Genomic DNA, 22,040 nt, shown 5'->3' with positions numbered 1-22,040 from the left:
GGCGCGAATTGGGAGTCGAATATTTCTCTCTTCGGCGCTATGGCCGCGCGATGACCACGGGCAAATCGTACAGCTACGCCGACGCAGGCGTCTCCATCGCCGCCGGAAACACCTTCGTGAAGGCGATCTCCTCGCTGGTGAAGGCGACGGCGCGCCCCGGCGCGGATGCCGAGATCGGCGGCTTTGGCGCGTTCTTCGATCCGAAGGCCGCCGGGTTCACGGATCCGCTGCTGGTTGCGGCGACCGACGGTGTGGGCACCAAGCTGAAACTCGCCATCGACACGGGCAAGCACGACACGGTCGGCATCGACCTGGTGGCGATGTGCGTGAATGACCTCGTCGTGCAGGGCGCCGAGCCCTTGTTCTTTCTTGATTATTTCGCGACCGGGAAACTCGAGCAAGGCGTCGCTTCCGCCGTCGTCGCCGGGATCGCCGAAGGCTGCCGCATTGCCGGCTGCGCGCTCATCGGCGGTGAGACTGCCGAAATGCCCGGCATGTACGGCGCAGGCGACTATGATCTCGCGGGCTTTTCGGTCGGCGCTGTCGAACGCGGCCAGCAGCTGACTGGCGAGCGTGTCGCGCACGGCGACGTGCTGCTCGGCATCGCTTCCTCTGGTTTCCACTCGAACGGCTATTCGCTGGTCCGGCGCATCGTTGCCGACAAGGGCCACGCGCTGGACGCCCCTGCCCCGTTCGACGCATCGCAGACACTCGGGCAGGCGCTGCTGGCGCCGACGCGTATCTACGTGAAGCCGCTGCTTCCCGAAATTCGCGCCGGCCGTATCAAGGCGCTCGCGCACATCACCGGCGGCGGGCTTCTTGAAAACGTTCCGCGCGTACTGCCCAAGGGCACGCACGCCCGCATTGATACGGGTGCGTGGATGCTTCCGGCAGCGTTTGCCTGGCTCCAGCATGAAGGCAATGTCGCCGCCGGCGAAATGGCGCGCACCTTCAACTGCGGCATCGGCATGGTCGCGGTGGTCGCGTCGCACGATGTTGAAGCCACGCTCGGGGCGCTCGCCGCCGCTGGGGAGACCGCATACGTCATCGGTGCGATCGATGTGGGCGACACCGGCTGCACGGTCGTCGGCGACGCGGAAACTTGGGGCAGCCGCGAGGCGTGGGAAGCAATACATGTTGCCTAAGCTGCGCGTCGGGGTGATGATCTCCGGCCGCGGCAGCAACATGGCCTCTATCCTTGCCGCCGCAGAGGCGAAAGACTGTCCTTACGAGGTCGTCCTCGTCGCCTCCAACAACCCCGAAGCGACCGGCCTCGCCATCGCCGATGAGCGCGGCGTGCCCGTTTGGGCGCACGATCATCGCGGCATGAAACGCGCCGAGTTCGACATGCTGATCGATGCGGCGTTGCGCGGGGCGAACGTCGAGATGATCGCGCTTGCGGGCTATATGCGCCTGCTTTCGCCCGAATTCGTCGATAGCTGGAAGGGCCGCATCCTCAACATCCACCCCTCGCTGCTGCCGAAGTACAAGGGGCTCGACACCCACGCGCGGGCGATCGAGGCGGGGGACGCCGAGGCCGGCTGCTCAGTGCACGTCGTGACGCCGGAACTGGACGACGGGCCCGTGGTGGCACAGGCGCGCGTGCCGATCCTGCCCGGCGACACGCCGGAAACACTTGCAGAGCGCGTGCTGAAAGAGGAACATCGCCTGTATCCCGCAGCGCTTGCGAAGTGTGCCGCCGATGTCCTCCAATCCCGAAGCCCTGCTTGAAAACGTCCGCGCGCGGGCGCTCGCTTTGCCCGCCGCCGCCGAAAAGCTCTCGCACGGCGCGCCCGGCTTCTACGTCGAAAAGGGTAAGTTCTTCGCCTATTTCAGCGACGATCACCATGGCTGCGGCATCACCGCGCTACTGGTGAAGACGAGCGGTCTGGAGGAACAGGCGATGCTGATCGAGGCCGACCCCGACCTCTATTACCGCCCGCCCTATCTCGGCCCCTATGGCTGGATCGGCATCAGGCTCGACAGGCAAGAGCCGGACTGGGATCACGTGAACGACTGGCTGGTGAAAAGCTGGCGCCTGTCCGCACCGAGGAAACTCGCCGATGTCTTCTGACGTACCGGAAATCCCGGAAACGCACGCCGAGAAAGCCGCCGAAACCGCCCGTATCCGTCGCCGCTGGCTATCGCTCGGTGAAACGGTGGCGGTGGTTGCCGTCGTGATTTCGGCGCTGACGCTCTGGAACAACTACGACGAGCGCAAATCGGCCGAAGCGGAACGGCGCGCCGAAAAGGCTACGGCGCAGCCGAAATCAATCGGGCTGATTGCGACCGATGCAGGCGGTGCCGGCCTTGCCTTCAAGGCGGCGGACTGCGCGCTGCAAAGTACGGACATCCGCTTTCCCACAGCCCTTGGCGTGGGGCCGGAAAGCACCGTGCTCGAACACCGCATCGAAGCGGACTGGTTCGAAAGCGCGCTCTTGAAAGCGGTGGACAAGGACGCGCACGACGGGCGTCTGCCGGTCGTGATCGCCAGCCGGTGCGAAGCGGCAGATGGCCCGCGCACCGAAACCGCGATCTACGACATCGTGTATCACATCGAGCCGCGCGTCATTCTGGGCCGCACGGTCAAGCTTCGCGGGCTAGTACGCCGCGAACGCGTGGCGGGCGACAATGCCGCCGCCCGCCTGGATCAGCTTTGGAAACCGTAGGCCTCAGCCGACGATCTCTTCGGGCTTGAAGAAGAAGTCGATCTCAATCTTCGCGTTTTCAAGGCTGTCGGAGCCGTGCACCGTGTTCGCCTCGATCGATTCCGCGAGCGCCTTGCGGATGGTGCCGTCCTCGGCATTCGCCGGGTTCGTGGCGCCCATCACTTCGCGGTTCTTCGCGACAGCGTCTTCGCCTTCGAGAACCTGCACGACGACAGGGCCCGAGGTCATGAACGCAACAAGGTCGCCGAAGAACGGACGCTCGCGGTGCACGCCGTAGAAGCCCTCGGCCTGCTCCTTGGTCATGTGGATGCGCTTCGAAGCGACGACGCGGAGGCCGGCTTCCTCAAGCATCTTGGTGACGGCGCCCGTGAGGTTGCGACGCGTCGCGTCGGGCTTGATGATCGAAAAGGTACGCTGCAGCGCCATGAAGGGTCTCCAGATAGGGCGTGTGTATGAATTCAGGAAGTCGCGCGCCCAATATCCGGGCGCGGGTCCGATTGCAAGCCGCCTGAGGTCCCCGCCACGCCCGGCGCATCAAAGCCCTGCGATCGCTTTCGGTGTCAGTTCCGCTTCGGAGCGCTGCAGGCGGGTGCGTCGCCGGTCCATTCCGCCCCGTCCTCGAACGGCATCGTCGATGAAGGCGGCTTCGCACTGCGCTGCCGCGAAACAGCGTCCTGATACACGCGCGAGACCTTGTTGTTGAACGTGGGAATCGCGTCGGTCGCCGCTTTGGCATCGGCAGCGCTGATCTCGGGAACATCGATGTGACTGCTCATGACCGTGCGAACCACGTTGTTCGCCAATCCCGATGCCCGCCAATAGCGCGTGCCGCCGAGATAAAGGTTCATCGGATCGGCGTAGTAAGCCCAGCGCCATTTCGGGCCTGACGTCGGAAGACGGATACTGGTCGCGTAGCATTGATAGCGCGGAAAGTTGGTGAGCCAGGGCGCGCTCTGGTCCTGCTCACGTGGACGCCGTCGCACCTCCGGCGCATAGAAACCCGCGCCCGGGATATCGAGGGTGCGGCCCTGCGTGTCGTCGCCTTCCCATTCCGGGCGCCCCTCGCCCTCCAGCGTAAGCACAAGCATCGCGTGCCTTTCATCATAGCGCCACGAAACGGCACTCGGTTCAGCCCATCGGACCTGCTGCCGCCAGTAGCTGCGGACAGCGCGGTCCGCATCTTCGGCTGACAGCGCAGCGAGCCGCGCACGTGTGGTGAACGCCTCGTCCTGACGCATCACATGCTGGGCGCGCACACTTGCTGGACTCGCAAACCCCTTGCTCGCGTCGATATCCAGGACAGTGATCGCCTGCGGGCGCGCGAACGCTTTCGGGGCCACGGCTTCGAGCGCTCCGCCACCGGATCTGACCGGAAGTGCCCAGCGGAAAATCGGTGGGGGGAGCGTGTCGAGGTAGCGATCGCCAAGCCGCGTACCGTCGAGCCAGTAGGTCTCGCCGTCGATCTTCGCGCGAACGACGACATGGTTGAACACATCGGGCCTTGGCAACCATAGGTCCGACCCATCGCCGCCGTTTATATCGACGAACACCGGCTCGGCCTCAATCTTTAGTTCGCGCAACAGCGCGAGCAGCATCGCGGTCTTCGCCTTGCAGTCACCGAAGCGACGCTGCCACGTCTCGTCCGCCGACGCGGGACGAAAGTTACCGCCATCAAGCCCGACGTAAACGTACCGGACGTGGTCCTGCACCAGCCGCAGCGCGGCTTCGGCGCGTTCGGTCGCGGTTTTCGAGCTGCCGACGATCTTCGCTGCCTCCGCGCGCAGCGCCGACGTGCCGGAAAGCGCTGCAGCGCTTTCATATAACGGGAAAAAGTGTCGCGACACGTCCTCCCAGTTCCCGAAACTCGAATATTCGAACACGCGCCGGATGTTGTAGCGCACGGGCGCGCCCTCGTTGATGATCGAGCTGGTTGGGCTGCGCAGTTCATACGTGATGACGCTCTGACCATCCGCCTTGGTCGGCAAGGTCTGCGGCAGGTCACGTGTGGCACGCCATGAAAGTGCCTGGTCCTCCGGCCAGCTCATCCGAAGCCGGAACGCTCCCGCTGTCCCTTGCACCGGAAGCTGGACAGCGCCGAAAACACTGTCGCCGAGCGTAGGATCGCGCCGAAGGATGGTCGATGCAAACTCGAGCGTATCCCCAACGCGCAAGCCGGGCACCTGAAGCATCGCGGTCAGATAGCCATCGAGCATCGACTGCTCAAGCCCACCCTCGCGCTGAATGACCCGAAATTTTTGATCCTTCAGCAGATCGGTCACCTGACCGTCACGAACGATGCGGAGGTGATGCACCGTCGCAGTTCCACTTGACGGCGCCCAGACGACGGACACATTCCCAGCAGGCAGCGCCTCCGGCGTCAGAAGTTTCATCCGGTAAGCGAAGTACGTCTCCTGCCCCGCAGGACTAATCCGCACTTGGTGATCCATGAAGTCTACCTGGATGGGCGCATCCGGCGGCAAAGTGCCGTCGGCGGGGCGCGGGGGGGTCAGCACCCATTTGCCGGGCGGTGCATAGTTCACGTGCGGCGCCTCAGGAACCGCAAGGGCGCTCCCCGTGCCGAGAAGCACCGCAAACGTCGTAAGCAATCGCAACACGCCCTGCCCCCTCATCTTTGATTACCGCGCGCCGACACGCCGCTCCAGCTTCACTGATATTGCAAATGAAAACGCCTTACGCCTCCGGCACGGGCAATGGCCGCCTGAACATCGGCACGCGCCTTCAATTCGGGCAGCCGCGCATAAAGCCCTTTGAACGGCGGACCGACCGGCGGCGGATCGTAGTCGCTGAACTGCAGCAAGGCCCCGACATGCTGATCGGGGCTGTCGAGGCGACGTATCAGAACCGCAGCCGCCGCATCCATGTCGCCTGCGCAGAGCGGTAGGGTCATGGCCGCAGAAGGATGATCCTTCTCGTGCGAAGCCGCATAGGCGAGATCGGGCTTGGCGACCTCAGCCCGTCCCAGCGCCAGCAGTGCGCAGCCGCGCACAAGCCGAAGCACCATTTCGCCATAAGGTGACATCGTGCGCTTACCGTCGTCAAACACCGAGACCGTCTCCAGTGCTTCCGCGGGCTTCCCCAATTCGAGCTGAAGGTGGCCAAGATTGAGCGCTTGGCTCACATTCAACTCACCACGTTCTGAAATCGCGCCGGCCTTGCCCATTGCCGACACGGCCTCATCATCACGCCCGAGCATGGCGTAGGTCTTGGAAAGGCTGTCCCACCACCAGTTCCGATTGTCGTCGAGGTCGCTGAATGTCACGGCATAGACACGATCCGGGTGTGCGGCTTCAAGCGTCGCAAGCGTCTCTTCCGGACGTCCCAGTTGACGCAGATAATCGGCCATCTCCAGCACCGCCGCCATCGAACCAGGATGAGCGACGGCAATATCACGCATCTGCGCCAATCGCGCTTCCACTATGGCGCGGGCATCGAAATCGGGCTTGACCAGCGCTCGCAGCCGCCTATCGACGCTTGCACCGATCAGCGGCTGCGGCTCCACGACCCGCTCCAGAAGCGCAGTGGCCTCCGCCGTCTTGCCTTGTTCTGCCAATATTTCGGCATAGCTCAACTTGAAGTTGTCACCAGTCAGCAAGAAATCAGCAGGCCGATAATCGTTGTCAGTGAGCACCTGGAGAACGCGTGCCTGAAGCAATGTATCTCCGTTATCCCGGAGCTTCCGATTCAACCGGGCAAGCCATTCGATTTTCAGCGCGTTGAGCGCCGCGCGGTTCGCCCGCGTCATAGCTTCAAGCGTCTCCGCGACTGCGGCATAGCGCTCGTCGTTCATTTCTAATGCGAAGCGAGTATGCCATATGTATTCGCTGGCACCGGAAAGCCGCGTTCCTTCCAGCGCATAGCGATACTTGGCCCCGTTATCGTTCGCTTCCGCCGCGCACCAGTTCGCCAATTCGAACACGCTTAACCGCTTTTCTTCCGGAAGTGCAGCGAACGCCTTCTCGCTCACGACATCGTTCAGCACGGCAAGGCTCGATTTGCAGTTCTCCTGCTCGGCTCTGTCAGTCGCGAGCTGCAGGCGCTCGACTAGCGAGGCCTCGTCCGCAACGGACGTTCCTGCCATAAAGGCAATGAAAACGCCCGGAAGGGCAATACCTTTGAAACGCATGCACATTCTTGCCCCCACCCTTTTCGACTCGTGGGCACATTATCGCAAGTATCGAACAAGAAAAGCTTCAGAACTATGGCAGCGGGTTCATGTGTTTCTGAAAAGCAATGACATTTACTGGTGGCGCTACCCCGCCTTCTGCCAGCCGCCCTTCTCGCCCTGCGTCCAGTAAACCGGCTGAACGCCCTCGCGTGCCTTGAGCGCCCGCCAGTGCGCGCGGGCGGCGGCGAGCGAATCCTCGTCGTTGCCGTCGAAGAGGTAGAGCACGCGCGCGAACGCTGCCGGGTCGCCAGGCAACTTGCCGCCTACTGAAATCAGCAAATCCGCGCCGTTGGCAGGCGCGAAATCATCCGAGAGCAGCACGGGCTGCATAGCCGGATTGTCACGCCCATGTGGGAGGAAGCTGCTGGGATCGTAGGTCCAGAGGTGGCTGTCCAGCGCATCAAGCTCGCCGCCGTCCGCCGAATGGACGAGCACGCGGTGCCCGGCCTCGATCGCCTTGCCCGCGAGAACGGGGACGACGTCGAACGGCCGCGAACGCGTGCAGTGATAGAAGCCGACCGGGACGGGCGCGGGGTTCACGCTTCCAGCGTATCCTCGACGAAACGGTCGAGCAGGCGCACGCCGTAGCCGGTCGCGCCCTTTTCCCACGTCGCGCCCGCCTTCGCGGACCACGCCATGCCCGCAATATCGAGGTGCGCCCACTTGACCCCGTCGTTCACGAACCGGCCGATGAACTGCGCTGCGGTGATCGATCCGGCATCACGCGAACCGACGTTCTTCATGTCGGCGATCGGCGAGTCGATCATCTTGTCGTAGGCGCTGCCGAGCGGGAAACGCCATAATTTGTCGCCGGTCGCGATGCCCGCGCTTACGAGCTGCTTCGCAAGCTCGTCGCTGTTCGAGAAGATGCCCGCATATTCATGACCGAGGCTGATGATGATCGCGCCGGTCAGCGTCGCGAGATCGACGATGACCTCCGGGTTGAAGCGTTTCTGCGCCCACGTGATCGCGTCACAGAGCACAAGGCGGCCCTCGGCGTCGGTGTTGATGACCTCGACCGTCTGGCCCGACATCGTCGTCACCACGTCGCCGGGGCGCTGGGCATTGCCATCGGGCATGTTCTCGACAAGGCCGCAGATGCCGACGACGCGCGCTTTGGCGCGGCGGAGCGCAAGCGCCTTCATCGCGCCTGCAACGGCGCCCGCGCCGCCCATGTCCCACTTCATGTCTTCCATGCCCGCGGCGGGCTTTATGGAGATGCCGCCGGTGTCGAAGGTGACGCCCTTGCCAATGAACACCGTCGAGGTCTTCGCCTTGCCGCCCGTGCCGTCCCACTCCATCACGAGCAGGCGCGGCGGCTTCGCCGAGCCCTGCGCGACGCCGAGCAGCGCGCCCATGCCTGCGGCGCGCATCTCGCTTTCGTCGAGGACCTCGATCTTGATGCCAAGGTCGGCGAGCGGCCGGCAGCGTTCGACGAAGCTTTCAGGATAGATGACGTTTCCGGGCTCGGCGACGAGGCTGCGCGTGAAGCCCACAGCCTCGACGAGGGGTTCGAGCCGGGCCCACTCCTGCCCTGCACTGCCGGCGTTGGCGATGGCGATTTCGGTGAGCGTCGGCTTCTGCTTTTCGGGCAGCTTGGTGCGGTACTTATCGAACCGCCACGCGCGGAGCGACGCGCCGAGCGCGAGATGTGCTGCGGCCTTGGGCGTATCGAGCGCGAGATCGCTGAGTCCGCCGAAGTCGACGGTGGCCTTCGTTTCGCCCGAGGTCAGCAGCCGCGCGGCGAGCGCGCCGCCGATCCGCTCGAACACGGCGGCGTCCGCATGGCCGGGTTTGCCGGTGCCGACCAGGAGGACGCGCGAGGCGTCCGTACCCGAGGGGGCAAGCAACTCCACGATCTGCGCGACGTCGCCTTCGAACCGCGCCGTCTTCACGGCATTGGCGACCGCGCCGCCAAGCGACGCGTCCAGCGCCTGCGCCGCCCCCGAAAGCACCGCGTCCTTCGCCGCGAAAACCACAAGGGCAGTGCCCGGCGTGTGCGACGTAACCCCGAACTCGATGCGCATCGGACGAACTCTCCTGGAAGAAAAAACGATCGGGGGCGTTCTAGCCGCCCGGCAGGCAGACCGCAATTCACGGCGTATCGAAGCGCGCGCCTTGCCGCCGCGGGTGCGGCGCGGGTAAGAGGCGCTATCCGCCTGTCCGGGGAGCGCTTTCTTGTCCCGTTGCCTTGCCGCCTTTCTGCTCTCCACCGCGCTCGCGGGATTCGCCGCGCCTGCGTTGGCGCAGACGGAAGCTGCCGCCGCCGTGGATGCCGGTCCGGTGCTGAAACCTGGCGATGCGATCGAGTTCGCCGCGGACACGATGCAATATGACGACGACACGCAGCTGGTGACGGCGCGCGGCAACGTCGTCGTGACGCGCGACGGCTACCGCCTCACCGCGAACGAGGTGGAATACGACCGCAAGACCGGCAAGGTCGAGGCGCGCGGCGCGGTGAAGGTGATCGATCCCGAGGGCAACGAGGCCTTCGGCGAGCGGGTCGAACTAGACGAAACACTCCGCGACGGTGCGGTTGAGAACATCCTGCTCGTGCTTCGTGATGGGGGACGGCTTGCCGCCCGCGATGGCCGGCGCGAGGCGGGCCGTACCACGGTAAACCGCGCGGTGTATTCACCTTGCGACATCATCGGCGTGGACGGCTGCCCCAAGGAGCCGCTGTGGCAGGTGAAGGCGCTGCGCGTGCGCCACGACCCCGGTCGCAAACGTGTCTACTACAAGGATGCGAGCCTCGAATTCCTCGGCATCCCGATCTTCTACACGCCGAGCCTGTCGCACCCGGACGGGCCGGGCCGCAACGCGACGGGCATCCTCGTCCCGTCCGTCACCATCGACCGGTCGCTGGGCGTCTCACTCGAACTGCCCTATTTTCTGAGCTTTTCCGACCATAACGACCTCACCATCGCGCCGATCGTCTACACGGAGGTCAATCCGGCGCTTTCGGTCGAGTACCGGCACCAGACCGCGTCGGGCCCGCTGCGCTTCGGCGGCATCGGCACATACTCGTCGGAGCTGGACTTCCCCGACCCCGCAGGGACCGGCATTCCGAACAAACAGTTCCGCGGCTATGTCTTCGGTAACGGCCGCCTCCAGCACGGCCGCAACTGGCGTTCGACGTTCGGCCTTCGCCTTGCCACCGACGACACGTTCCTGCGCCGCTACGACATCTCGCGCGACGACACGCTGCGGAACTTCTACCAGCTCGAGCGCTTCGGCGTGGAGAGCTACTTCGCGATCGAAGGCTGGGCCTTCCAGGGCCTGCGGCAGGCGGACGTCGCGGGGCTGACCCCGATCGCGCTGCCGCTGATGAACTACATGTGGTCGCCGAGCGAGACGATCGGCGGCGGCCGGCTGAAGCTGGCGGCCGACACGGCGGCGATCACGCGCACCGACGGCATGGACACCCAGCGTGCGTCGGCCTCCGCCGAGTGGAAGCGCAGTGCGATTACGCCGTGGGGGCAGCGCGTGACCGCGACGGCTCTCGTGCGCGGCGATATCTACCACGTCACCGACAGCGCCTTCGCCGAGCTTCCGATCTACGCCGGGCGCGACGGCTGGGAAGGACGCATCCTGCCCGCCGCCGCGCTCGACATCGAATGGCCCCTCGCCGGCCCCGCCTTCGGCGGCACGCAGACGCTGACACCGCGCGTGCAGTTTTCGATCTCGCCGAGCGACGTGAACGACCACATCCCGAACGAGGATTCGCGCGCCGTCGACCTCGATGACACCAACCTTTTCGATCTGAACCGCTTCCCCGGCGCGGACCGCTGGGAAGGCGGGCAGCGCGTGACGTACGGCGCGACGTGGCGGCTCGATCGCCCGCGCTGGCAGATCGAAAGCGAATTCGGCCAGAGCTACCGCTTCGACAACGCGCCCGGCGCATTTCCGCAGGGCACCGGCCTTTCCGGCCATTTTTCCGACTTTGTCGGCAGAAACACGGTGCGCATCGGCAGCGGCTTCGACATCACGCATCGCTTCCGCCTCGACAAGACCAGCCTGAAGCTGCGCCGCAACGAGATCGACGTGACGGTTGGCAACAAGCGCACCTATGCGACCGTGGGCTATGTGAAGCTGGACCGCGACATCAATATCGAGGACCTTGAGGACCGCGAGGAAGTTCGCGCGGGCGGCCGTATCAGCTTTGCACGCTACTGGTCGGTGATCGGTTCGGTGATCGTCGACCTGACTTCGCGCGCGGAGGACCCGCTCAACACGTCCGATGGTTTCGAGATGGTGCGTCACCGGCTCGGTATCGCCTATCAGGACGAGTGCTTCGAGTTCGGCGTCACGTGGCGGCGCGACTATGTGGAAGATCGCGACTTCCGGCGCGGCAACGCCTTCCTGTTCTCGATCAGTCTCAAGAACCTTGGCCGCTAATCGGCGGTTCAGCCGCGAGGGGCTAGCCCAGCGGCCAAGCGTAAACGATACGCTGACATTCATGTTCGCGCGTGCTAGGCGGCATGACCTGAGAGGCTACAAGACCGCTTCGGCGCCGCCGGGACGGGGGAGAGATTGATGAGGTTTTCGACGCTGCGCTGGCTTGCTGCCAGTGTCGCAGTTCTTGCTGCAGGGTCAACGTTGGCCCAGAATTCCCCGCTCGCCGGCCTCTCCGATCCCGATATCGAGATCCTTGGCCAGCCTGTCGATCCGACGATCCGAAAGGCGACCGCAATCGTCAACGGCGACGTCATTACCGATACCGACATCGACCAGCGGCTCAATCTGGTGCTTGCCGCGAACCAGGGTCAGATTTCCGAAGACGAGCGCACGCGCCTGCGGCTTCAGGTCGTGCGCAACCTGATCGATGAAAAGCTCCAGATTCAGGAAGCGACGGCACAGGAAGTCACGATCGCGCAGGAAGAAATCAGTCAGGCCTTCACGCGCGTCGCCTCCAACTTCCGCATGAGCAGCGACCAGTTCGACGCGTTCCTGAAGACGCGCGGCACCTCGCAGAGTTCGCTCAAGCAGCAAATTCACGCCGAACTCGCGTGGAGCCGCCTGCTGCGGCGCAAAGTCGAACCGTTCGTGAACGTCGGCGACGACGAGGTGCAGGCGCTGATCGACCGGCTGAACGCCGCCAAGGGTACCGAGGAATTTCGCATCGCCGAAATCTTCCTGACCGCCACCACCGAAAACGCAGAACAGGTGCGCGAGAACGCGCAGCGGATCGTCGATCAGGTGCGGCAGGGCGGTTCGTTCATCGCGTATGCCCGGCAGTTCTCCGAAGCCTCGACTGCGGCCGTCGGCGGCGATCTCGGCTGGGTGCGTCCGGCGCAGCTTTCGCCCGAACTCGCACCGGTGGTCGAGAGCCTGCCGCGCGGCGACGTCTCCAACCCAATCCAGATTCCTGGCGGCTTCGCGATCATTGCGCTTGTCGACAAGCGGCAGGTGCTCGCGGCCGATCCCAAGGATGCCGTGCTCGCGGTCAAGCAGATCACGGTGCCGCTGGCGGCCGATGCGACGCAGCAGCAGGCGGCCGGAATCGTGCAGCGGCTGCAGGCAGGCACGCAAGGCATGGGCGGCTGCGGCGGCGCCGAAGCGCTGGCAGAGAGCTTCGGCGGCAACGTCGTCGCCAACGACCAGGTCCGTCTGGGCGATCTGCCGCCACAGCTTCAGCAGATCATGGAGCCGATGCAGATCGGCCAAAGCACGCCGCCCTTCGGCACCCGCGAGGACGGTATCCGCGTGCTCGTGCTCTGCGGCCGCGAAGATCCGCCCGCCGCGGGCGCGCCCTCTTTCGATCAGCTCTATGCGCAGATGGAAGAGAGCAAGGTCGCCATGGCGGCACGCCGCTACCTGCGCGACCTTCGCCGCGACGCCGTTATCGACTACCGGTGATCAGGGCGCGATGATTCCACCGATTGCCGTTACGCTCGGCGACCCCGCGGGGATCGGCCCGGAAATCATCGGGCGGTGCTGGGAACAACGCGAAGCGCTCGGGCTTCCGCCCTTTTTCGGCGTGGGCAACCGCGATTCGCTGGCCGGCGTGTGGAAAGGCCCGGTCTGCCAGATCGAGCACCCCGACGACGTCGGCACCTGCTGCGACGCGCTGCCGCTCATCGAAGTGGCCGACAGCGAGGTGGTGGAACCCGGCAAGCCGACGCTGATCGGTGCGCGCTGCGCGCTTGATGCGCTCGAGATCGCCACCGGCCTCACCCGCAGCGGCGCAGCGGGTGCGCTGGCGACGGGGCCGGTTTCGAAGGCGCAGCTTCAGGCGATCGGCTTTACGCATCCGGGGCAAACGGAATTCGTGGGTGAGCGCTGCGGCGTGTTCGCGGCGAATCTTGCGATGATGCTCGTCGGCCCGACGCTGCGCACCGTGCCTGTCACCATCCACGTTGCGCTCGCCGACGTGCCACAGCGGTTGACCACCGACCTTATCGTTAGCCGCGGACGCGCAGCCGCGAAAGGATTGACCCGGAATTTCGGCATTCAGAACCCGCGTATCGCGGTTGCCGGCCTCAATCCTCATGCTGGCGAAAGCGGGCTTCTGGGACGCGAGGAGATCGACGTGATCGCCCCCGCGATCGCGGAATTGCAGGCGGAGGGCATCGACGCGTTCGGGCCGCTTTCCGCCGACGCGATGTTTCATGAGCACGCCCGCAAGACCTATGACGCCGCACTCTGCATGTATCACGACCAGGCGCTCGTGCCGCTCAAGACGCTCCATTTCGACGAGGGTGTGAACCTGACGCTCGGTCTGCCGATCGTCCGCACCGCGCCCGACCACGGCACAGCGTTCGACATTGCCGGCAAGGGGATCGCGAGCCACCGCGCGATGGCGGCTGCCATCAAAACCGCGCACGCGTGCGCGGTGCACCGCGCGATTGACTGACACGCTGCCGCCCGGCCTTGCCGCGCTGCCGCCGCTGCGCGAGGTCATCGCGCGGCACGGCCTCTCGGCGAAAAAGGCGTTCGGACAAAATTTTCTGTTCGATTCCAACCTCCTCGACAAGATCGCGCGGGTTCCGGGGCCGCTTTCGGGCGCGCGCGTTTACGAGGTTGGGCCCGGACCCGGCGGTCTGACACGAGCGCTGCTCCGCGCGGGCGCCGAGGTGACGGCCGTGGAGATGGACCGCCGCTGCCTTCCCGCGCTTGACGAACTCGGCGAGGCCGCAGCGGGGCGTCTCACCGTTATCGAAAACGACGCCATGCGGATCGACGAGCCGGACGTGCTCGGCGGCCCGGCGCATATCGTCGCGAACCTACCCTACAACGTCGGCACCGCACTTCTCATCCGCTGGCTTACCGCCGATCCGTGGCCGCCGTGGTGGCTGAGCCTCAGCCTGATGTTCCAGAAGGAGGTCGCCGAGCGCATCGTCGCGGCGCCGGATACGGACGCCTACGGGCGCCTTTCGGTCCTCGCGCAGTGGCGTTCGCGGCCGCGCATCGCGCTGTCGCTGCCGCCGCGCGCGTTCATCCCGCCGCCGAAAGTGGATTCGGCAGTGGTGCACATCGTGCCGTCCGAGGCGCCGGAGGGCGTGCCGGTGAAGGCCGTGGAGCGCGTGACGGCGGCGGCGTTCGGTCAGCGTCGCAAGATGCTGCGCGCAAGCCTCAAGGCGCTACCGGGCGGGCTCGATGCGCTTGCCGCAAGCGGCATCGACGGCGCGCGGCGCGCGGAAACCCTGACTGTCGGTGAATTCGTCGCGCTGGCGCGCTGCTGGGCTACGCTTAATTGATCTTCGGCGCAGGCTTCTCGGCGGCGGCCGTTACCGTCGCCGGAGGCCCCTTTTCGATGGCCGCCGCGAGTGTCACCGCATTCTGGCATTCGCTTTGGCAGAGCTTTCGGATGCGCGCCAGATTGTCCTTCGCGAGCGCAACCGCACCGCGCGCCATATAGGCCTCGCCCTGCTCCGAGAGCGCGGTGAGGTCGTTGGGATCGATGGCGAGCGCTTCGCGGTAGAATTTCACGGCGCGGCCGGGAAGTCCGAGCATCTCGTAAGAGCGCGCGATACCGATGTAGGCGCGCGTGTTGCGGGGATCGACGGCGAGCGCGGTTTCGAACTGATCGATCGCGGCCTGCGCCTTGTGCCCATTGAGGAGCGTTTCACCGCTGCGTGTCAGCTGCATCGAAAGCGGCGCGATACTCGGCTCCGCCGTCTTGCAATAGGCAACGCTCGACGCCGTGGCGATGGCGACAGCGATTCCGGCGAGCATGATCCTGGACTGCATGAACACTTCCCTCAACGTCACTCCCCCAGAGGCTCGCTTTAGCACGACTTTTCATAACCTGCGATGAAGAAACCATCGGTTTCGTCGCGATCCGGGCGCAGAATTTGCGCGCCGCCGACATCCAGGGCCAGGTCAGGATGCCCCGTGCTCAGGGCCTCTGCCTGGAGCCGCCCCTCCTCGGGAAGCAGCGAGCACACGGCATAGACCAGCCTGCCCCCCGGCTTCAGCAGGCGCGCGCCAAGATCGGCGAGATGGGCCTGCAGCGCCGTGAGCCGCGCGAGCCGCTGCGGGGTGAGACGCCAGCGCGCCTCCGGATTGCGCCGCCACGTGCCCGTGCCGCTGCATGGCGCATCGATCAGCACCACGTCGGCGGCGCCCAGGAGATCGCCGAGCGCTTCGGCTTCGCGGCCCGGATCGAGAAGTCGCGTTTCGATGTTCGCGGCGCCTGCGCGCGCCGCGCGGGGGGCAAGGCGCGAAAGCCGTGAACGATCGGTGTCGCAGGCGATAAGGCGCCCACGGTTTTCCATGTCCGCCGCCAGCGCGAGCGTCTTGCCGCCTGCGCCCGCGCAGAGATCGACGACTGTCATGCCCGGCTGCGCGCGGCAGGCGGCGGCGATGAGCTGGCTGCCTTCGTCCTGCACCTCGACGCGGCCGTCGTTGTAGGCGGGCAGATCTTCGACATTGAGCGCATCCACGAGGCGAAGGCCGTCTTGCGCACGCGTAGTCGGCACGGCGCCCGGAATGAGCGGCAACACGGCGTCGCGTGTTGTTTTCAGACGGTTGACGCGCAGGTCGAGCGGCGCGCGCTCGGCGAGCACCGCAAGCAGACTTTCGGCATCGGCATATTCCGCGGCGAACTTCGCGGTGAGCCATTCGGGCGCCAAACCCGGCGCGGCGGTGGGATCATCCTGAGCGAGAGCCGCGGGACCGTGCGGGTCGGTGCCGAAATGCGAAAGCAGCTCTGGGTCTTCGGCGCGCGCATAACCGACCATCGCGGCGCGGCCGCTTTCCGGGCGTTCACCGAGCGCGCGGATGACGCGATAGACGAGATCGCGGACGGCGCGGCGGTCCTTCGAGCCCGCGTAGCGCCGTGTCTTGAAATAGCGCTGGATGAGCGTGTCCGCCGCAGCGCCGCCGCCCGCAGCGGCGTCGATGATCTCATCGAGCAGCACGATCGCCGCTTCGACGCGCGCGGCGGGCGTCACTGGCGTGCCCTAGCGCGTCGGATAATTGGGCGCCTCGCGCGTGATCGTGACGTCGTGGACGTGGCTTTCGCGCAGGCCCGCGTTGGTGATCCGCACGAAGCGCGCACGCTTCTGCAGATCCGCGATCGTGCGCGCGCCCGTGTAGCCCATCGCCGCCTTGAGGCCGCCCGCGAGCTGGTGGATGATGTCCTTCGCGGGACCCTTGTAGGGCACCTGCCCCTCGATGCCCTCGGGCACCAGCTTCATCTGGTCCTTGATGTCCTGCTGGAAATAGCGGTCCGCCGAACCGCGCGCCATCGCCGCGACCGAGCCCATGCCGCGATACGCCTTGTAGCTGCGGCCCTGGTAGAGGAACGTCTCGCCCGGCGCTTCCTGCGTGCCTGCCAGCAGCGAGCCGACCATGACGGCGGAGGCGCCGCCCGCGATCGCCTTGGCGATGTCGCCCGACGTGCGCAGGCCGCCGTCCGCGATCACCGGAACGCCCGACTTCATGGCTTCCTCGGCGGCATCCTGAATCGCGGTGAACTGCGGCACGCCAACGCCCGCGACGACGCGCGTGGTGCAGATCGAGCCCGGCCCGATGCCGACCTTGATGCCGTCCGCGCCCGCATCGATGAGGGCGCGCGTGGCTTCCGCCGTCGCGACGTTGCCCGCGATGATCTGGACGGTGTTCGAAAGCTTGCGGATGCGGCTCACCGCCTCGGCGACGCGCACCGAGTGGCCGTGCGCCGTATCGACCACGATGAGATCGCATTCGGCGTCGATCAGCGCCTCGGTGCGCTCGAAACCGGCATCGCCTGTGGTCGTCGCAGCCGCGACACGAAGGCGGCCCGCGGCATCCTTGGTGGCCGTCGGGAAGGTCACGGCCTTCTCGATGTCCTTCACGGTGATGAGGCCGATGCAGCGATAGGCGTCGTCCACCACGAGCAGCTTCTCGATGCGGCGCTGGTGAAGCAGCCTCCGCGCCTCTTCATGCGTCACGCCGGGGCGCACCGTGGCGAGGTTGTCCTTCGTCATCAGTTCGCTGATCGGCTGCTCGGGATGCTCGGCGAAGCGCACGTCGCGGTTGGTGACGATACCGATGAGCTTGCCGGGCTGGCCGCTCGGGCTGCGCTCGACAACCGGGATGCCGCTGATCCGGTGACGCTTCATGAGGTCGAGCGCCTCCCCGAGGGTTTCGTCCGCGTGCATCGTGACCGGATTCACCACCATGCCCGATTCGAAGCGCTTCACCTGACGAACGGCCTGCGCCTGCTCCTCGATCGTGAGGTTGCGATGAAGCACGCCAAGCCCGCCGACCTGCGCCATGACGATTGCCATGTCGGCCTCGGTCACCGTGTCCATGGCCGAGGAAAGTATCGGAATATTCAGGGATATTTCGCGCGTCACGCGCGTCGAGAGATCGGTTTCGCTCGGCAGCACTTCGGACTCGCCGGGCACCAGCAGGACATCATCGAAAGTGAGTCCGAGCCGGATGTCCATGCCGTTTTCCTTGTTGCCGATTTTGAGGTGGCGGGCTTATGCCACCGGTTCCCGGGAATTGCTACGGTCGCCGCTGATATGGCGACGATTTCGTCCATGTGGGCCATTCGCGGCTGTTCGCAAGTCCCTGGCCGACGCCGAGCAGGAGGTTCATGTCGGCCGCCGCGCCGCGATAATCGATGGGCAGCGTCACCGCGTCCGTGGGCTGGTGATAGTGGTTGCCCATGTAGTCGCCGAACGCCTTGCCCGCGAAAACGCCCGTCGCGATAACCGCAGGCACGCCCACTTCGGCGAAGGCGAAATGGTCCGAGCGCGCATAGAAACTCTGGACATCGGGCATCGCCATGATCCGGCGGCCCTGCACTTTCGCGGTATCGGCCAGCCGCGCGTCGAGGCTGGTGAGCCCTTGCCCCAGCACGATGACATCCTCGGAAGGGCCGTTCGCGGCGATGGTATCGAGGCCGAACGCGGCGACCATATGCGCTGCGTCTATGGGGCCTGACGCGGCGAAGTGCTTGCCGCCGAGCAGCCCGCTTTCCTCGGCGGTCGTGGCGAGGAACAGAACGGAGCGCTCGGGGCGCCTGCCCTTGGCGAAGGCTTCCGCAAGTTCGATGAGGCCGCCGACGCCGCTCGCATTATCGACCGCGCCGTTGCAGATCGTGTCAGCGCCGGTTCCGCAGTGGCCGAGGTGATCCCAGTGGGCGAGATAGACGATGTATTCATTCGGGTGCTTGCGGCCGCGAAGCACGCCGGCCAGATTGTATGAGGTAAAGCGCGTGACCCGATTTTCGGCGGAAAGCGCGCCGGAGCCGAGCGTTCTCGGCTTGAAGTTCATCGCTGCTGCTTCGGCTTTCAGCGCCGCGAGGTCCGTTCCAAGGCCCCGCGCCAAAGCGCTTCCGGCTTCACGGCCAACGACGGCATAAAGGGGATTCTGCGCCACGGTCGGAGCATCGATCTGCATCTCTGCCCGGCCCGCAACGATGCGCGCGCGCCGCCAGGTTTCGTCCTCGGGCGGTGCATCATAAACGAGAATGGCTCCGGCCGCGCCGGAACGCACAGCGTTCTCCAGCTTTGCGGCGCGCGCAGATTGCAGGCGCATGGCTTCCGACGGTTCGACGGTCCCATCGGGGAGGCCCGCAAAAACCAGCGCGATCTTGCCCTTGAAGTCGAGCCCCCCGAAGTCGTCGCGTCCCAGTTCGGGAAGCACGATGCCATAACCGGCGAACACGATATCACCCTTCGCAGCGGCGCTCGCCTGCGTCACCGGCGCGCGGACCACCGCCGTTTCGCCGTTTTCCACGATCACGGAGCCGACCGCGATGCTGCCGGCAGTCGCCTCGGATTTCAGCAAGGGCACGGGGGAACGATAGCTTCTCTTCGAAACCGGCTGCAGCCCGGCGCCACGAAACGCCGTTTCGATGTAGGCGAGCGTCTTCACCTCACCCGCCGTTCCCGGCGCGCGGCCTTCATAGGCGTCTGACGCGAGTTCCGTGACGTGCGCGGCTATGCCCTCGGGCGTAACGGCGGGCACATCGCGTGCGCCGGTCGCGCACGCTGCGAGCAACAGAAGGGCCGGCATCGGAAAGGGAAATCGGGATATGGACATGGCGGCGACGCTAGAGGCCGCGCCCCTGCCTGCCAAGCCTTCGCCGGCACGCTTTCCATGACCGCATGATGGGCGTCGACGGACGCCGGCGTGTTACGCCCGGCTTTGCAGCCGCCGCTCGGCGTCGATGTCACCGAGGATCAGCGTTTCATACGCGATGAGTTCGCGGCATCCCGTGAGCGCGCGGTAGTATTCGCGGTTCATCATCGCGAGGCTGACCTGCGCGCAGATGAGGCGCACGCGCGGGTTTTCGACCACGTCCATGAATGCATCCATGTGCTCGCTGAAACGCGGATAGTGGCTGTCCGCCGCGTCGGCATCGAGATAGGAGAGCATACAGACGAAATACAGGCGGGTCGCCGGCGTGCGGGCTTCATCCTCGCGGATGACATCGCTGTCGCGAAGCACCCCGGCCTGATTATCCACCGTCAGCACCGCGTGCCGATCACCATTGACAATGACGGCGCCGTTGATGGCGAATTTTTCGCCCGGATCGAGCGACAGTCTGAATGCCACGACCAATTCCCCCTGAAAATCAGCCGCACAATACTTTCATATTGGAAAGAACTTCTTAACGGCGTCAGCCGATCTCTATGATTTGCGTCGCCAGCCGCTCCACCTCTCGCTCATCGTGCGTGACGTAAAGGATGGGCAGCTTCAGCGTGTCGCGGATGCGTTCGACGACGTGGAGCACCTCCTCACGGCGGGCGCGATCGAGGAACGACAGCGGTTCATCCAGCAGCAACGCGCGCGGTCCCGACAGCAGGGCGCGGCCGATGGCGACGCGGCGCGCTTCGCCGCCCGAAAGCCCCTTTGGCCACCTATCCAGCAGATGCGCGATATCGAGCAACCGAACCGTATCGTCGTAGTCCATCCAGCGGTGCTCGGGCCGGGCGAGGCGGTGGCCGTAGAGCAGGTTCTCGCGAACCCGCAGGTGCGGGAAAAGCCGGGACTCCTGAAACACATAGCCCAGCCGGCGGCGCTCCGGCGGGACATTGATGGCCGCGGCGTCGAAGAGCGTCTCTGCGCCGATGCGGACATGGCCCCGCTCGGGCGCGAGCAGGCCGGCCACCATGTTGAGCACCGACGTCTTGCCCGCGCCCGACGGGCCGAAGAGCACGACGAGGCCGCTTCCCGAAAAGCAGGCGGATACCTGCGTCTCGCCAACGCGGCGTGTGACATCGACATCAAAGGACATGGCGCCCCCGTGCGGCACGGCGCGCCAGGATTTCGGAGATGACGAGCGCCGCGAGCGACAACACGATGGCGATCGCGGCAAGGCGCAGCACCTGCCCCTCCCCGCCCGGAAGCTGGAGCGCGCTGTAGATCGCGAGCGGCAGGGTTTGCGTCTGGCCCGGCACGTTCGACACGAAGGTGATCGTGGCGCCGAACTCCCCGATCGAGCGCGCAAAGCCGAGCACCGAGGCGACAAGGACGCCCGGGAGGGACAGCGGCAGCGTGACCGATAAGAATACGCGCGACGGACTCGCGCCGAGCGTGCGCGCGGCGCTTTCGAGGCCGCGATCGACGTTTTCGATGGAGAGCCTCAGTGCCCGCACCATCAGCGGCAGCGCCATCACCGCAGCGGCGATGGCCGCGCCCGTCCAGCGGAACATCACCGTCATCCCGAACCAGCCTTCCAGCCAAGCGCCGACCGGGCCGTTGCGCCCGAACGCGAGGAGCAGAAGCCAGCCGGTGACGACGGGAGGCAGCACGAGCGGCAGGTGCACGAGGCCATCAAGCAGCACCTTGCCCGGGAAGCTCGCGCGGGCGAGCAGCCACGCGAACGTAAAGGCTACGGGCAGCGTGACCAGCACGGCCGTGATGCCGACCTTGAGCGTCAGCAGCAGGATCTCAAGCTCGGCGGGCGAAAGCATCAGGGCGCTGAAAAACCGTGCCGAGCGAAAATGACCCGGGCCTGACGCGAGCCAAGGAACGCGAGGAAAGCCGGAGCATCCTTCGCCTTCGCCGTCCTCAGCCGCGCGGCTGGGTAGCGGATCGGCGGATGACTCGATGCCGGAAACACGCCGACCACGCGGACCTTGCGCGAGGCGGCGGCGTCCGTGGCGTAGACGATGCCGAGCGGCGCCTCCCCGCGCTCGACGAGCGCGAGCGTGGCGCGCACGTTCTCGGATCGCACCACGCGCGGCTCGACCGCCGCCCAGACGCCGAGCGCTTCGAGCGCGGCGCGAGCGTAGCGCCCGGCGGGCACGGCGGCTGGATCGGCCATCGCGAGCCGCCCGGAACCGAGCGCGCGGGCAAGCGGGAAGCCCTTCGCGATCCGGAGTTTCACGGGCGAATCCGAAGGCGCGATCAGCACCAGCCGGTTGCCTGCGATGACACGGCGGCTGCCGGGCGCCAGAAGGCTGCGCTGCTCAAGGCGGTCCATCCATGCCTCATCGGCCGAGATGAAGAGATCGGCAGGGGCGCCCGCCTCGATCTGCCGCGCGAGCGCCGAGGATCCGGCGAACGAGAGCACGGGGCGCGGATGGCGCTGCCGCGCCCAGGCATCCGCCGCCTCGCTGAGCGCCTCCTGAAGCGAGGCCGCCGCGAGGACGACGGGCGCGGCGCTTTGCGCGCGCGCCGGGTCGGCGCCGAGCAGGGCGAGCAAGACAAGGAAGACGGTGCGGGGGGCGTAGATCATTTTTGCTGTATTCCAGCTTATATAGCGCTGACCGCCGCCACAAACAAAAAGGGCG

19 protein-coding genes and 1 pseudogene are annotated in these 22,040 nt (G+C 65.9%); 7 read left to right on the top strand and 13 right to left on the bottom strand.

Translation table 11 applies throughout. The features are described from left to right. Positions 1-50: 50 nt before the first annotated feature. The 3 genes and pseudogenes from purM to H2052_RS03630 all read left to right on the top strand — a co-directional run bounded on the left by purM (position 51) and on the right by H2052_RS03630 (position 2,669). Positions 51-1,145 carry a phosphoribosylformylglycinamidine cyclo-ligase gene (gene purM, locus H2052_RS03640; RefSeq protein ID WP_293778208.1) on the top strand — a complete coding sequence of 365 codons (1,095 nt, stop codon included), beginning with the start codon at positions 51-53 and terminating at the stop codon, positions 1,143-1,145. Further along, positions 1,138-2,074: pseudogene (purN, locus tag H2052_RS03635) on the top strand (phosphoribosylglycinamide formyltransferase). Before purM ends, purN begins: the two are co-directional and overlap by 8 nt. Further along, positions 2,064-2,669 carry a hypothetical protein gene (locus tag H2052_RS03630; protein WP_293778206.1) on the top strand — a complete coding sequence of 202 codons (606 nt, stop codon included), beginning with the start codon at positions 2,064-2,066 and terminating at the stop codon, positions 2,667-2,669. Before purN ends, H2052_RS03630 begins: the two are co-directional and overlap by 11 nt. A gap of 3 nt (positions 2,670-2,672) precedes the next feature. On the opposite strand, the gene ndk is transcribed toward H2052_RS03630, so the two are convergent. The 5 genes from ndk to H2052_RS03605 form a co-directional block, all read right to left on the bottom strand. Then, positions 2,673-3,095 carry a nucleoside-diphosphate kinase gene (gene ndk / locus H2052_RS03625; protein WP_293778204.1) on the bottom strand — a complete coding sequence of 141 codons (423 nt, stop codon included), beginning with the start codon at positions 3,093-3,095 and terminating at the stop codon, positions 2,673-2,675. Between the two features lie 134 nt (positions 3,096-3,229). Then, complete coding sequence (locus H2052_RS03620) at positions 3,230-5,284, bottom strand: DUF3857 domain-containing transglutaminase family protein (RefSeq protein WP_293778202.1); 2,055 nt, start codon at positions 5,282-5,284, stop codon at positions 3,230-3,232. Between the two features lie 50 nt (positions 5,285-5,334). After that, the gene (locus H2052_RS03615; RefSeq protein WP_293778200.1) at positions 5,335-6,813 is read right to left on the bottom strand and encodes a hypothetical protein; all 1,479 of its coding nucleotides are present in this window, start codon (positions 6,811-6,813) and stop codon (positions 5,335-5,337) included. A 126-nt stretch (positions 6,814-6,939) separates the two neighbouring features. Further along, complete coding sequence (locus H2052_RS03610) at positions 6,940-7,395, bottom strand: DNA polymerase III subunit chi (RefSeq protein WP_293778197.1); 456 nt, start codon at positions 7,393-7,395, stop codon at positions 6,940-6,942. Further along, on the bottom strand, positions 7,392-8,882 hold the full coding sequence (locus H2052_RS03605) for a leucyl aminopeptidase (protein ID WP_293778195.1): 1,491 nt from the start codon (positions 8,880-8,882) through the stop codon (positions 7,392-7,394). The genes H2052_RS03610 and H2052_RS03605 overlap by 4 nt, the downstream gene beginning before the upstream one ends. A 151-nt stretch (positions 8,883-9,033) precedes the next feature. Between H2052_RS03605 and lptD the strand changes: the two genes are divergently transcribed. The 4 genes from lptD (at position 9,034) to rsmA (ending at position 14,555) form a co-directional block, all read left to right on the top strand. Continuing rightward, positions 9,034-11,253, top strand: coding sequence for an LPS assembly protein LptD (gene lptD / locus H2052_RS03600; protein ID WP_293778193.1), 2,220 nt, complete (start codon positions 9,034-9,036; stop codon positions 11,251-11,253). A gap of 138 nt (positions 11,254-11,391) precedes the next feature. Continuing rightward, positions 11,392-12,714 carry a peptidylprolyl isomerase gene (locus H2052_RS03595; protein ID WP_293778191.1) on the top strand — a complete coding sequence of 441 codons (1,323 nt, stop codon included), beginning with the start codon at positions 11,392-11,394 and terminating at the stop codon, positions 12,712-12,714. A 10-nt stretch (positions 12,715-12,724) separates the two neighbouring features. Then, entirely contained in the window at positions 12,725-13,711 is a 987-nt protein-coding gene (pdxA, locus tag H2052_RS03590) for a 4-hydroxythreonine-4-phosphate dehydrogenase PdxA (RefSeq protein WP_293778188.1), read from the top strand. Next, positions 13,704-14,555, top strand: coding sequence for a 16S rRNA (adenine(1518)-N(6)/adenine(1519)-N(6))-dimethyltransferase RsmA (gene rsmA / locus H2052_RS03585; RefSeq protein WP_293778186.1), 852 nt, complete (start codon positions 13,704-13,706; stop codon positions 14,553-14,555). Before pdxA ends, rsmA begins: the two co-directional genes overlap by 8 nt. Here rsmA and H2052_RS03580 read toward each other — a convergent pair. From H2052_RS03580 to modA, 8 genes are all read right to left on the bottom strand, one after another. Then, positions 14,548-15,048, bottom strand: a complete 501-nt coding sequence (locus H2052_RS03580; protein WP_293778184.1) for a tetratricopeptide repeat protein — start codon at positions 15,046-15,048, stop codon at positions 14,548-14,550. The genes rsmA and H2052_RS03580 overlap by 8 nt on opposite strands. A 38-nt stretch (positions 15,049-15,086) precedes the next feature. Continuing rightward, complete coding sequence (locus H2052_RS03575; protein ID WP_293778181.1) at positions 15,087-16,253, bottom strand: RsmB/NOP family class I SAM-dependent RNA methyltransferase; 1,167 nt, start codon at positions 16,251-16,253, stop codon at positions 15,087-15,089. 9 nt (positions 16,254-16,262) lie between these two features. After that, positions 16,263-17,735, bottom strand: a complete 1,473-nt coding sequence (gene guaB, locus H2052_RS03570; protein WP_293778178.1) for an IMP dehydrogenase — start codon at positions 17,733-17,735, stop codon at positions 16,263-16,265. A gap of 61 nt (positions 17,736-17,796) precedes the next feature. Beyond that, positions 17,797-19,341, bottom strand: coding sequence for a M28 family peptidase (locus H2052_RS03565; protein WP_293778176.1), 1,545 nt, complete (start codon positions 19,339-19,341; stop codon positions 17,797-17,799). 93 nt (positions 19,342-19,434) lie between these two features. Next, positions 19,435-19,857: a flagellar biosynthesis repressor FlbT gene (locus tag H2052_RS03560; RefSeq protein ID WP_293778173.1), complete on the bottom strand. Its 423-nt coding sequence runs from the start codon at positions 19,855-19,857 to the stop codon at positions 19,435-19,437. A gap of 64 nt (positions 19,858-19,921) precedes the next feature. After that, a complete protein-coding gene (locus H2052_RS03555; RefSeq protein ID WP_293778170.1) occupies positions 19,922-20,539 on the bottom strand; it encodes an ATP-binding cassette domain-containing protein in 618 nt (205 codons plus the stop codon). After that, entirely contained in the window at positions 20,529-21,218 is a 690-nt protein-coding gene (gene modB / locus H2052_RS03550; protein WP_293778167.1) for a molybdate ABC transporter permease subunit, read from the bottom strand. The genes H2052_RS03555 and modB overlap by 11 nt, the downstream gene beginning before the upstream one ends. Further along, positions 21,218-21,985 (bottom strand): molybdate ABC transporter substrate-binding protein, encoded by a 768-nt coding sequence (modA, locus tag H2052_RS03545; protein ID WP_293778165.1) that lies wholly within the window; start codon positions 21,983-21,985, stop codon positions 21,218-21,220. Before modA ends, modB begins: the two co-directional genes overlap by 1 nt. Between the last annotated feature and the right edge of the window lie 55 nt (positions 21,986-22,040).

Origin of the sequence: Sphingosinicella sp., assembly GCF_013911755.1 — a bacterium.
Classification (GTDB): domain Bacteria; phylum Pseudomonadota; class Alphaproteobacteria; order Sphingomonadales; family Sphingomonadaceae; genus Sphingosinicella.
The sequence above is the reverse complement of the archived record's forward strand: the minus strand, read 5'-3'. Positions and strand labels throughout refer to the sequence as shown.